This window comes from Yeosuana aromativorans, from assembly GCF_014646655.1.
Taxonomy (GTDB): domain Bacteria; phylum Bacteroidota; class Bacteroidia; order Flavobacteriales; family Flavobacteriaceae; genus Yeosuana; species Yeosuana aromativorans.
On sequence record NZ_BMNR01000004.1, the window covers coordinates 430099 to 443946 of the forward strand.

A 13848-nucleotide genomic window follows, 5' to 3' on the forward strand; every position below is an offset into this window, starting at 1 on the left:
ATTAATCAATATTTTCGTTAGCTGAAGTTTCAATAATAGGAATTGGCCAAGTATAATCTTCTGGTTGTCTTGCTCCAACTGCATTACCATAGGTTGATTTACAATATTCATCATATACACCTAGTCTGGTCAAATCGAAAAAACGATGCCCTTCCATGGAAAGTTCAGCTGATCTTTCAGCAAGCAAAGCTTTTCTAAAATCTGACATTGACATGCTTGTTCCGTCAAAATCAGGCATACCAACTCGTGTGCGTAGAATTGACAAGTCTGCATTTGCAGAACTAGGGTCCTGATCTATTTCAGCAAGCGCCTCGGCACGCATAAGATAAACATCTGCAAGCCGGATGATGTGCCAATTTTGCTGACTTGTATATTCTGTAGTAGCATCTCTATCTATGTATTTAGATGTAAAAACCCTAAACAAAACACTTCTTGATTCTCCTGTGGCGGTCACCGTTCTAAGATAGCCGTTACTGTTCGGATTTAATACATAAGTAATTGTTTGATCTTGAAATTCATGTATTATGGAGTTCTGGAATCTAATATCATATCTATCTGTATTCTTCATTACAAAAGAAGACTGAAAAGCATTTGTACCTCCAAAACCTCCTCCACTTAAACCAGCATCTTTAGGGCTAAATAAATTGGATAATGCAGTTCCTTGTTCAACTATGGATGAGCCTTGAACTTCAAATAACATTTCTGGATTATTGCCATTGTTAGCGTCAAAAATCTTTTTCCAATCCTCAAGATTGGAAACCAGTTGGTAGCCGTTTTCGTTTAATGCTAAATCACATTCATTTTTGCATAATTGGTAATAGGATTCTGGCGTACCTGTTATACCGTTATATCTATCATTGCCAAGATTACCTTCTGAGGCAGTTCTTTTAGATGACGCTATTTGCAAATACACCTTCGCTAACATGGCATGAGCTGAAGCTTTGGTTACTCTTCCAATATCATTGGTGTAACCATTTCTCGTTTCGTTGAATCCCCAACAATTTTCTGAAGCAAATTGAAGATCATTTATTATAACATTATAAATATCTTCAATTGGTGATATTGGCAAGCCTCCTTCTCCAGGTTTAACTGGTTCAGTTCTAAGAGGCACCTCTCCAAAACATCTTACAAGGTTAAAGTAATTTAGTGCCCTTAAAAAACGTGCCTCTCCTAAAATACGTGATTTCAATTGCTCATCCATATTTGTAATCCCTGGTACTCTAGCAATAACATTATTGGCATCTTTAATACCAACATAAATTTCTATCCACATATTTGGTAAATTTTGATTTGTTGAGGTTATATTTCCCGTCCTAAAATCAGCATGTTTACCAGCATTTGGAATTCCTTGGTCTGAAGCAGCAAAAAGATTGGATAAAAATTGTTGTCTGTAATATCCATTACCATTTTTTAAATCAGCATAAACAGCAGTAAGTGCCGCTAAAGCATCGCCCTCATTTTGGTAGAAAAACTCGGTACCAATTTGATTAAGCGGTTTTTCAACAAGTAGGCTATCACAACTTACAAAAGCTGTTATAAAGCAAATTGCAATCCAACGCATCCATTTTATATTTTTTATAAGGTTTGTTTTCATGATGTATATTTTTAATAATTAAATTTTAATCCTATTGAGTAAGTTCTTGTGCCAGGATATCCTCCAAAATCAACACCTCTTCTTTGAGGATCCTTGTTGAAAGTTTGAACTTCTGGATCATAACCTGGGTACTTAGTCCAAGTCACTAGATTTTGAGCCGAACCATATAACCGTAAACTTCTACTGTTTTTAAAATTAACTGTATAACCAATATTTAGGTTCTTCAATCTAATGTAAGATCCATCAAACACTTGTCTATCTGAAGCAATGGCTCTTTGACCTGGATCTGTCAGTGCTGCTGGATTTCCAACATTTACCGTGTTCCCTGCAGACGGATCGTATAAGACCTCTCCTGTGCTATAATTAACATTAAGAGGCGCCTTCCATGAATCATTAAAAGCCGATGCCAAACCGTTGGTGCTTTTTTGGTTGCCCGTTAGTTGCCAAGAATCAACCCAAAAAATATCCCCTCCTTTTTGGCCTGTAAAAAGTATACTTAAATCCCAATTGCCCATTCTGAAATTATTGGTAATGGACACATTATAATCTGGGTTTGGGTCACCTATCTGTACATAATCTTCAAAGTTAATTTGTTGGGTCGCTAGAGGTTGCCCATTGGAATCTAAATCAATATGGTTATTAATATATTTAATTTCACCAGGAGCAGCACTTTCAATACCACTGTTTACTGCTTCATCCCAATCTTGGTAAATACCATTTGTTTGTGCTCCCCAAAATATTCCAAGAGGTTTTCCTTCCATAAACATAATAGGATTGGTTTGTGAAAAACCTACAGAAGGCCCCAGTTGGTATTCTAGGTTAGAATTTAATTTTACTAATTTATTCCTGTTTAATGAGAAATTACCGGATACATCCCAGCCGAACTTCTTGGTATCAAAAATGGCTGCATTTATACCAATTTCAATACCTTTATTTTCAACTTTTCCAAAATTGTCCACTCTTGACGCAAAACCATTTGATGCGGGCAGTAGCACATTTTGCAACAAATCATAGGTTAATTTACGATACGCATCAAAAGTAATGTTGATTTTAGATTGCAGCAATCCAATATCTAAACCAGCGTTAAATTGATCAGTGGTTTCCCAGGTTAAATCGTCATTAGCTAAATTGGATTCATAATAACCTGTTACTAATTGATTATTAAAATTATATCGAATTGGAGTTAAAAGTGCGAGTGATTGGTACGGAGCAATTGGATTACTACCTGTTTTACCATAAGACAATCTTAACTTAAGATTTGAAACGGTTTCAGATTTCTTTAAAAATTTCTCTTTGGAAATGGCCCAAGCTAGTGCAACAGATGGAAAAATGGCACTTTTATTATTTTGAGCAAACTTAGAAGATGCATCTATTCGGGTATTTACATCAACATAATATTTCCCTTTATAATTATAACCAACTCTAAAAAGACCTGAAAGCAAACCAAATTCCCTGAATTGTGAAATAGGCACTAAAATATCTGTAGCCGACTCAAATGTGTAAAACGATGTTGCATCATTGCCAAAACCATAGGCTTTATTAAACATGCTGCGGATGTTGTTTTTTTCATAGGTCCCTACAAGTATAGCATCAATATGGTGTCCATTAAAATTATTTCGGTAACGTAAACTGGTTTCAGCATAAATCTTCTTGTTCTCAATAAAAGCCTGTGAGGCTTCCCCATTATTTCGTCTGCCTCTGGTTGTATTTGTTGGATAATAACTATCTCTACTACTTTTTTGATAATTAAACGCACCTTTAACAAGACCCGTAAGTTTTGGGGTCAATTTGGCTGTTAAAGACATGTTTTGAATGAAATTAAATGATTCCTTTCTGTCTTGAACATACTTGGCCAAAGTATATGGATTGGAAAGCACATTTCCTTCATTTAAATCGGCATAAATTTCATCATCTTCACCCAAAGACAATAAACTGAAAATAGGTTGAAATTGAAGAGCTTGGGATGTGACACTTTTTTGTAAAAACACCTCACCATTACCAATTGATGATGCATTGCCTTTGTTATAAGCAAGATTGGTATTAGAATACAAATCTACTTTTTTATTAAAGGCTTTTTTCATGCTTTTGGTATTAAATGTGACTCTTTTATTTCCAGTATTAATAATAACACCTTCAACATCTTGTAATCCTAAGCTGATTAATAAATTTTTGTCTTTATCGCCACCACGATATGAAAGATTGTAAGCATTGGAAAAGGCCAGCCTATAAGTCAAATCTTGCCAATTATTGTTCACACCTGTGGTTGTTGGATAAGGTAAATTGAATGTGGCCAATTCTGGATAATTTGCCTCTGTTATCTGCTGTGTACCATCAAATGGCCCACCTAATCGTGCTGGATTTGTGATGCTTAAATATAACTGATTGATAGCTCTTTGGTTCATATAATTTTCAAATAGCGGACCATCCATCACATCAAGATTTTTCACAACATCTGTAACGTAACTATCAACGGTCAAGGTCAAACTATCAGTACCGCCATCTTTACCTCCACTTTTAGTGGTAATCAATATAACACCGTTTGCTCCTCTAGCACCATAAACAGCCGTTGCGGCAGCATCCTTAAGCACTTCCATTTTTTCAATATCATTAGGGTTCAAAAAACTCAGTGAGCTTTGTGATTGGCCTGCTCCGCCATTGCCTGCCGCATCAGTTAAGGGATCTATTGGAATACCATCAATTACGTATAATGGTTGGGTTCCGCCCAACATTGAATTTGTGCCTCGAACAGAAACAGCAACACCGCCACCGGGTTCAGAACTTTCGCTAACAACTACACCAGCAACTTGTCCTTGCAACATTTGTTCAATAGAATTGGTTCTGCTTTTTTCAAGTTCTTCTGAATTTACCTGAGAAATGGATCCGGAAAGATCTTTTTTACTGACGTCAAAATAGCCCACACTCACTACCACTTCATCAAGCTGTGAAATATCTGTTTGAAGATATATCTCCATTGAGGCTTTTGTTACAGTTACAACCTGAGATTTCATTCCCACATAAGAAAATATTAATTGATCACCTTTTTTTGCCTCTATTTCAAACTTACCATCAAAATCAGTAACCGCTCCTTTGTTAGTGCCTTGTAATACTACAGAGACACCAGGTAAGGGCTGTTTGGACTCTTCATCTAAAACGCTACCCTTTACTGTAAGTTGTTGGCCAAAAAAAGTTAAAGGCCATAATAATACAAATAAGAAAATTGTCTTCATTAGTTGTTTTTTTTTAGTTTATAATTAGTTTTTTAGTTTCTGTTGAATTATTTAATCTTTTAATTTTTACTATATATGTTCCCTTACTTAAATGCGACATATTAATAGGCGTTCCATACTTGAAAATAAAAGATGCTATTTTTCTGCCATTCATGTCAAGCACAGTAACATCTGCATTTTCGTTCAAATTACCCAGATACACTAGGCTTTGTGTCGGATTCGGAAATAATCTGATGCCATTTGTAGGCGTCTTTGGATAGTTTGTTGCGAGTGTACTTTGCCATTGTTCCATTAAAAACGTAGCTGCATAACCCCAAGTACCATCAGGTTCTAATAGCCATTTCCCGTCCAACCAATCATATAGAAAGGCTGAGTCATATTGAACGCCTTTTTCCCAAGTAAAACCATCTGGCCCTCCTTGCTGTCCTGAGCAATAAAAATTCCATAAATAAAAATTAGGGATTCCCAGTCCAAGAGCCACTCCTATATAACGGCCATATTTGCTTCGTATACCAGATTCTGTGACAGCACTATTGTATTTCGGATTTTCATTGATTCCAAACTCCCCAATCTGAACAGGACAATTTGAAGATAAATCACCTGTTTGAGTCGTAAAATAACGGGCTATTTCCAAGCCTTTCCACATGGCATGCCCTACCGGATTATTGCTATCTGTCCAAGCACTGTCATATGCCGACCAAGAGGCAAAATCGACCCTTGTATGAGATATGACATCTTCAAGAACACTTGGAGTGCCGTTATCCATCATGGTGATATAACTTCCACTTTTATTGTACCATAATTTATTAAACTCTATACCATAAAATACTTTTGCTGTTTGACCAGAAAACTCATTTCTAGCGCGTTCAGTTCCTCTCTGTCTGGCCCTAAACAAACGTGCCATTCCTTCGGTTCTCCAATCAACATCATCTGGAATAAGTGATGGGTCACTTTCCCATGCCACACCTTCTCCTCTCAACATCCAATCACCTTCCCAATTTTGATAAACAAACTTTTTATCCATTGTACCATAGGTTTCTAACAAGTATTTCGTTAAATCATAAAACTGTTGTTCTTCATTTAAATAAGTAGCATGATTAAAGTCTGGTCCTTTCTTAAAGTCTCCTTGCTTTTTGGTAGTTGTCCAAAATGTATGGGTTTTAATGTGCTGTCTTTTAAATAATGAATCAATATATTCATGCTGCGCCACTTCTTTAAGTGTTTGAAAAGTAGGCCAGGTGTGATTAAAAGGATATGCATTGTACATGTTACCATTTATAGTTGTTAAGGTGGTTTTGATTGATGTGGCTCCAAAAGTTTTGTAATAGTCCAAACCTTCCAATAAATACGGTCTGTCTGTAAAATTATACCAACCCCCTATGTGGCTAGAACCAAAAATATCCTTTATCTGGCTCACATCTACCCCTTTATTGGGATCAAACTGATCAATAGAAGCTGTAATTTGGGCTTTTGTTGGTAAAGTTTCAGAGTAATGTTTTCTTAACTCTCCGTTGTTATTGAAAACAAAATTAGGATTGGCACTCGTTAAATTATCAAAATTAACACCTTGCCCTAAACGCAACAATCCATCTACATCAATTGTTAGAGTAAAACCACCGGCTTCGGTTTTCTTATCTAAAATACCTTTATTGATTTTTTGGGTATAGAGACTACCTTGGTTTGCTATAGTAAGCGATGTTGATTCTCCAGGTGTTGCATTTTTTGTAAATAGACTCACATCATTGGTAACAACAATGCCTTGTATTGTTAAGTCAGATTTAGCTGTAGGTGAACTATATTGATAATCACTGCCTGTGAGACCTAAAATACCTTTGATTCTGATGTAAGCAAAATGGGTTATTGTAACGTTTACGCGATTATCAGATTTTATAGCAAAATTTTCGTCAATATTTGTATTATATAAATCAATAATAAGATTTTTGTTTAAAGCAGCACTTGAAATACTCAAAGCTCTTGGGTTAAAATAGCCAGAACCTGAAACATAGGTGTTATCATCTATTAGATTTAAATAAATGCGACTATTATATAAATAAATTGAACCGTCACCCGATCCCGTTGGTTGATTTCGGCCTGATGAAAACGTACCATTACATAGAATACTGCCGTTGATTCTTAAATCTTTAGCGAAGCTTGGAGTGTTATGTCCCATTTGTAGGACAGCAGTAGGTCTTATCTGTAAATTACGGCAAAGATCCACAATTTCACCAGACACAGTTCCTTGAACATCAATATAAACAGTATGATTGTCGTTGATTATAACATCGGTATTCGCATCAGGAACCACGCCACTACTCCAAATACTTGGGTTACTCCAATTACCACTTGATACAGTGTTTACAGCAGTTGAAAAATCAATATTTTGATTGCTTACTAATGAGAGCTGAGCAAATGTATTGTAAAAAGCCAAAAACAAGACCAGTGAAACCATATTTGACCTTTTTGTAAATGCCTGTTTCATTTTTTTAAATTTAATGATGTTAAAACTTGTAATCTTATTTCATTGTAAACGTCTTCCAAAACTTTTAATGCTTGAATCTTAAAATCTTCATGACTTGGGTATACTTCATGTTGGAGCTTATATTTTTTCAGGTACTCATTGACTTGTTTGTAGTAGTTTTGATGAAGGTAGTAAAGTGGCCTTTTTTCTCCTTTTTCATTAATTAATGACATGTTTTTAGACTTGCCGTCTTTTGTGTACTCATTATTGTACATCTGCCAATACAAGGCAAAGGGCAAATCCTCCTCTAATGAAATTTGCATGATGTCTTTTGCGTTGTCAAACTGCCTGAGGTATGTTTCGGGTTTGTCATCAAAGGCTTGACCCCCATATTCCCCAATGAAGACTCTTCTTTTAAATGGCAACCCTTCTTTTGGTTTTAATTGACCTTCTATATAATTTAAAACTGTTGTTAAAGATTCTTTATTAGCTTGATAATCTTTTTTCTTACTAGACTCATAGCTTGAATAAGATACCAGATCAACATCTACATTTGGCAAAATATCCTTAGTAATACATGTTTCACCTTCCATTCCCTTTGCCGCTAGGTTTACTTCTATATAGTAATACACGTAGACATTTTTTGAATTGGATTTATCTTTAGCATCAGCTATGGCGCGTTGTCTTATTTGGAACCACTTGGTCATATTTTCCACCGCCTCTTTTGAGGGGGTCATGTTTCTATCCTTATTTGTATGAAGAAGCCAGTCTCCTTCCCAATTACCTATTAGGAACGTTTTGCCTGTATTATCATATTTTTTTAGAAGGTAAGAAGCAAAATTGAACATCTCATTATAAAGTCTTTTTTCTTGATTTTTGCTGATTCCTTTTCTCCATTTTATTCCAGTGGCAGTGTGCAGCCAGAAAAAATAATATTTAAAGTCCATTTCAAATACCTTATCGTAATCGGGTATTAGATCAATAACATCCATTATGTTATTTGCATCATCTGCTTTAAAACCATAATCTTTTAAACTTCTTTCTGTAATAGAAGTCTTAAAAATATTGGATCCCAATGCCCTGGTTTGTCGGGCCTGTTCTATTAATTTTGAGTCATTGCTGAACTGGTACTTAGTAGGAAAACTGTTTGTACCCAAAACAAAATTGTAATCCTCTAGTGGAATATTTGCCCCATAATCATAATTTTGAGCGATTGATGAACTAATTGCCAAAACAGTAATAAAAAACAATAGACTTCTCATAATGCTAGATTTTGGGGTTTAAGCTTTTAAAATGAATTGCTTCTTTTCTAAAAACATCAAAACTTGGCAATTCTCCGGTTTTTTGAAAATAGTTTTCCAGAAAATCTTTTGATTCATTGTAGAATGAATTATGTGTATACCAAATGGGTTGTTTTTTACCTTTATCATCAATTAACCAATACCCTACTTGTTCACCTGTCTTTTGTTCAATCTCATTATTGTACATTTCCCAATAAAGGACAAAAGGCGTACCCCATTCCAATGATGCCTTGATGGTCCAAATTGATCGGAGGTTTTGAACTTTATCACTATAATTAATGCTTGGATTCCCATATTCTCCTATCCAGACTCGTTTACCTTTTGGCAACCCTTCCTTTGGTGACAACTGCGCCTCCAGATAATCCAGAGACTTTTGTAGGTTTTTCTTAAGGGATTCTTCGGTTTTATAAGGATTGGTAGCATCATATGAAGAGTACGAAACATAGTCTGGGTTAACCTTTTTAACAATGGTATTTGCAACTACCTTTGCCGTTGGGTCCTTTAATGCTTTATTAACTAAATTAACCTCTATGTAATTATACACCTCAACATTATTGTGGGCAATTTCTTTTTTGGCATCATCAATGGCTTTTTGTCTTATTTTAGCCCATTGCAACATGCCCTCAAGTGTTTTGGGATTAACTGGTTTTGTTCTGTCATAATCTGGCCTTAAGTGCCAGTCGCCTTCCCAATTGCCTAAATAAAAGACTTTACCTGTGCCACTGTAGGTTTTTAGTAAGTAAGAGGTGAATTCAAACAATTCCTTGTAAAGGGCATCCTGGTAAGACTTTGGATATCCGTTGATGAATTTAATTTGAGCCGTGTCATCTTTCTCTCCTGGCAGCTCAGGTGTATATTGCGAAAAACCATAAGTCCAAATATGATAAAATTTAAAATCCATGTCCAATACGGTTTTTACTGATGGCTCTAAACTTGCCAGCTGAGTCAAGGATTTAATTTTATCATTTTTTGGTAATCCATAATTTTCTGTACAATATCTTGGGTGCATAGAAAACTTTAATAAGTTTGACCCCATTTTCTTTATCTCTAAAGCGGTTTCCACTAACATGGATTTGTCAGTAAACTTATATTTTGAACCTACAGTTTGTGTGCCAATGGCATAGTTATATGATTTAATCTCAGAACTCCAATCGTTTTTTTGATTCCTGTCTTTAAAAAAGACCATACTTTTTATTACAATAAGAAATAGCAAAACACCAACTCCTTTCAATAGTGTTTTAAACGATACTAATTTTATCATATGGATAGTTAAAAATTAATGACAACGCAAAGTCATATAATTTTTATAAATAAAAGTAGAGCAGCAAATCAAAAAAGTTTAAATAGTAATCAAAAAATATCTTAAGTCCTTTTATACATTGCATTTAGAGTAAATAGCAACAATTAAAACTTAAAAAACAACTTGATTGAAATCTATTGCTCCGCCATAAATTCTTTTGGTGTTTTGCCATAGTACTTTTTAAAAAGTGTACTAAAATATTTGGGGTCTTGAAAACCTGAAGCATAGGCTATGTCTGAAATTCTGGTATATCTTTTTGTTTTCATCAAGTCTTCCGCTTCATTTAATTTTATTTTTATAATTAAATCTGAAGGTGCCATTTGTATTAAACCTTTCAACTTACGGAATAAGTTAGATCGACTCAATCCAACAATATCGCAAAGCTTTTCAATAGAAAAATCATGTTCTGTTATGTTATCTTTTATTGTTTCAATAACTTCAGACAGGAAAACCTCATCGGGCGATAGAGCTTTTTCTCTTGCAATAGTATCACCTCCTAAAAGACGTTTGATGTTTTCACGAGACTTAATCAAATTATTTATGGTCAGCTTTAATACTTCTACATTAAAAGGCTTTTCCACATAAGCATCTGCTCCCGTTTCTAAACCTCGTAACCGATCATCAATATCGGCAAGTGCCGTAAGCATAATCACTGGAATATGACTGGTTTTAAAATTTGTTTTAAGCAAGTTACATAATTCCTTGCCATCCATTTTTGGCATCATAACATCTGTTATAACCAAATCAGGACTTTTTGAGAGGGCTATAAGCAATCCTTCTTTACCATCTTCAGCCTCTATAATTGTATAGAATTTATCCAATTCGTTTTTTATGGCTTTTCTGAGCTCTTCATTATCCTCAACCAAAAGAATCAGTTTGTTCTCATGTATTAAATTGTCAACATTATTAAATTTTTCATCCTTTTGATTCTCATACCGCAAATCTTCATTTTTAAAATGTTTAGTTCCGTAAGGCAATACAATGGTGAATTTCGAACCTACATTTTCTTTGCTTTCCAAAAGAATTTTACCACCGTGCAATTCAATGATTTTTTTTGAAAGCATCAAACCAATTCCTGTTCCGGGAATACCTTTATTGGACACATTGGTGCCTCTTGTAAACCGCTTAAAAATTAAATCTTGTTGCTTTTCTGGAATACCCATACCGTTATCTTCAAAATTAATTTTAAGGGTATCTTTTTCCAGTGAGGCACTTATGAGTATTTCTCCTCCTTCATTACTGTACTTTATGGCGTTTGAAATTAAGTTGTAAAATATTCTACTCATCTTAGCTTTATCAAACCATGCGTAAATGTTTTTAATATTAAGTTCTATATCAATCGATTTTTCTTGAAGAATTGGTGTAAAATCTTCAATGATCTTTTCTAAACACTCATGAAGATCCACTTTACTCACTGACAGTTTAAGCTGATTTCTATCTATTTTTTGAAAATCCAATAGTTGGGTCACGTATTCATTTAGGTTTTCCGTATTCCTTTGGATAAGCTCAATAGATTTTTTAGTGTCCTCTTGATTGGATAATTGTTTTACTAAAATTTGAATTAAGCTCACTGGTGTCCTAATATCATGGGCCACATCAATAAAAAACTTTATCCGGTTATCATCAACCTTTTTTCTAATATTGGCCTTGGTAATCCTGAAGATTAAATAAAAGAATAGACTCGCCCCTAAAAAGTAAAGAATTAAAGCGATGTTAGATTTCCAAAATGGTCTTTTTACATAAATGGTTAGATTATAATCATGCTGTCCTTTAACCCCATCTGCATTATAACCTTGCACATTTAAATGGTAAGTACCTGAGCTTAAATTAGAATATATGATTTTTTCGTTACCAAAATTTTCGCGATAATCAGCATCATAACCTTCTAATTTCCATTTAAAAATATTACGGTTTGACCCGTGAAACTTAATAGTTCCAAAATTAAAAGAGATGGTATTTTGATCATAATTTAGCTTAAGTGATTTTACATAATTAATGTTTTTAGAAAGTGTCAGACTATCAGGACTCTTACCGTTTATCTGAAAATCAGTAATAAAAATATCTGAAATAGGCGAATCTTCTATTAAATCAATGGGATTAAAAATTACAGCCCCTTTTGGCCCTCCAAAAGCCAGACGTCCATCATTGAACTTGGCCGAAGCCCCTATACCAAATTCATTTACCAGCAGACCGTCTTGCTGACCATATTTTCTGAATATTTGTTTTTTAATGGCAAATTTCCATAATCCAGTATTCGATGCTAAAAACAGATTATGCATATTATCCTTTTTAATGGAATAAATCGTACCTATTTCTCTGTTGTTTTTATTACTGAGCAATTCAAGGCTTTCAGTACTTAAATTATATTTGTAAAACCCATTTTTACTGCCTATCCATATGCAATTATTAAGCTGGTCTAGGTTTAAGCTATAAATCTCATTAAACGTATTAAATGTTTTTTCATGAATTGTACGCGTGCTACCATTACGTGTGTTTATCTCAAAAAACCCTCTGTAAGACCCAACATAAATTATTTTATCAAAACCTTGTATTAATGAACGAACCAAACCCATTTTGTAATTGCTTACAATCTTTTTGTCGTGATAGTGCGACAACGGTCCGTCATTACCGCCAATCCACAAATCCTGGCCAAAACTGGATATATTAAAAATTAACTTCAAAGGTAACTCAGGTTTTAGGTGGAATTCTGACACTTTACCTGTTTGAGGTTCAATCTGCAAAAGTCCCTCTCCGTAAGTACCCAAAAGGATCTCATCATCAAAGGCATTTACAGCTAAAACCGCCGTATTGAAGAGTTTTGGGTCATCATTATAATTGTACCACTTTTCATCAGTGGTTAAGCGACTTACACCATTTTCGGTTCCAAACCAAATATCACCATTAGGGGACTCAAAAATAGCCCTTATATAATTGTTTTGGATACTATTAACCTCATTCTGTACATGACTGATATTGGTGAAAATTTTATCTTTTTCCTCTATAATATTTAACCCGCCTTCCCTGGCCCCAAGCCAATAGGCATCAGAATCATCTACATAAATGCCATAAATACTATTTTGTGTAATGGAATTTTTATTGTCTGGATTATAACTGTAGCGTTTAACAATTTGAAATGAATCATTTAAAACAAATAAACCCAAACGGTCTATAGCTATTAAGGCATTATTGTTTTTATCGAATTCGATTTTTCGAATTGCATAGGTTTTATCAGAGATTTGACTTATAGGAATGTGTTGTATGCTTTTGTTTTCAATAACGAACAACCCTCCTATTTCAGTACCAGCCCAAAGCCGGTTTTTTTGGTCAAAAGAAATAGTGATGACATCTTTTCCATTTAGAAATGTTTCTTTGAAAATAAGTGTTTCATCCTTTTGATTGAAATCAAAAACATAAACACCACGAGAAGTTGCAGAATATACCTTGCCTTTTGAAACATAAACCACTCTATTGTTTAACACATCAGGCTGCAACAGATCAGAATAGCTGTTTGAATTGATATTATAGATTAAAAATCCAGATTGAAGACCAATTAATAGTTGATTGTCACTAAGGACCGCTGCTGAGAAAAAGAGTTTGTCTGATAATGCCTTTAAAGGTTTTAGGGTATCATAGTCGTACAAATATTTAAAGATGGTACCATTGCTTCCAATCAAATAAAGCTCTCCTTTGAGGTTAATAATATCAACGATGCCTTCACTTAAAAAGCCATTGAACTTTTCAAGATTGTAACTTTTGAACGTGTTTCCTGAGTACTTACAAACTCCTTGATCCGTACCAATCCAGATATAACCTAAACTGTCTTTGGCAAAAGCACTAATAGCTCCATTGACTAAACCGTCATTACTGTCTAGTTGTTTTATCTGTTGTGCCTTTGCTTCACCTAAAAAAATGACGCTAAAACCAACAATCAGGCAAACCATTTTCAAAATCTTACCCATGAGCCTAAT

Annotated in this window: 6 protein-coding genes; all 6 read right to left on the bottom strand. The window is 34.5% G+C overall.

The window, feature by feature from the left end:
- Position 1: 1 nt before the first annotated feature.
- On the bottom strand, positions 2–1594 hold the full coding sequence (locus tag IEW94_RS11210; protein WP_188652998.1) for a RagB/SusD family nutrient uptake outer membrane protein: 1593 nt from the start codon (positions 1592–1594) through the stop codon (positions 2–4).
- A gap of 11 nt (positions 1595–1605) precedes the next feature.
- Positions 1606–4821: a SusC/RagA family TonB-linked outer membrane protein gene (locus IEW94_RS11215; protein WP_188653000.1), complete on the bottom strand. Its 3216-nt coding sequence runs from the start codon at positions 4819–4821 to the stop codon at positions 1606–1608.
- 13 nt (positions 4822–4834) lie between these two features.
- Entirely contained in the window at positions 4835–7300 is a 2466-nt protein-coding gene (locus IEW94_RS11220) for a T9SS type A sorting domain-containing protein (protein ID WP_188653002.1), read from the bottom strand.
- Entirely contained in the window at positions 7297–8541 is a 1245-nt protein-coding gene (locus IEW94_RS11225; protein WP_188653004.1) for a hypothetical protein, read from the bottom strand. Before IEW94_RS11225 ends, IEW94_RS11220 begins: the two co-directional genes overlap by 4 nt.
- A 4-nt stretch (positions 8542–8545) precedes the next feature.
- Entirely contained in the window at positions 8546–9841 is a 1296-nt protein-coding gene (locus tag IEW94_RS11230; RefSeq protein ID WP_188653006.1) for a hypothetical protein, read from the bottom strand.
- A 173-nt stretch (positions 9842–10014) separates the two neighbouring features.
- Positions 10015–13839, bottom strand: coding sequence for an ATP-binding protein (locus IEW94_RS11235; protein WP_188653008.1), 3825 nt, complete (start codon positions 13837–13839; stop codon positions 10015–10017).
- Positions 13840–13848: the final 9 nt, after the last annotated feature.

What these genes read in the sequence shown, in the direction of transcription:
- IEW94_RS11225 (WP_188653004.1), bottom strand. Translation starts at nt 8,541, where the DNA reads ATGAGAAGTCTATTGTTTTTTATTACTGTTTTGGCAATTAGTTCATCA.
- IEW94_RS11210 (WP_188652998.1), bottom strand. Translation starts at nt 1,594, where the DNA reads ATGAAAACAAACCTTATAAAAAATATAAAATGGATGCGTTGGATTGCA.
- IEW94_RS11220 (WP_188653002.1), bottom strand. Translation starts at nt 7,300, where the DNA reads ATGAAACAGGCATTTACAAAAAGGTCAAATATGGTTTCACTGGTCTTG.
- IEW94_RS11230 (WP_188653006.1), bottom strand. Translation starts at nt 9,841, where the DNA reads ATGATAAAATTAGTATCGTTTAAAACACTATTGAAAGGAGTTGGTGTT.
- IEW94_RS11235 (WP_188653008.1), bottom strand. Translation starts at nt 13,839, where the DNA reads ATGGGTAAGATTTTGAAAATGGTTTGCCTGATTGTTGGTTTTAGCGTC.
- IEW94_RS11215 (WP_188653000.1), bottom strand. Translation starts at nt 4,821, where the DNA reads ATGAAGACAATTTTCTTATTTGTATTATTATGGCCTTTAACTTTTTTT.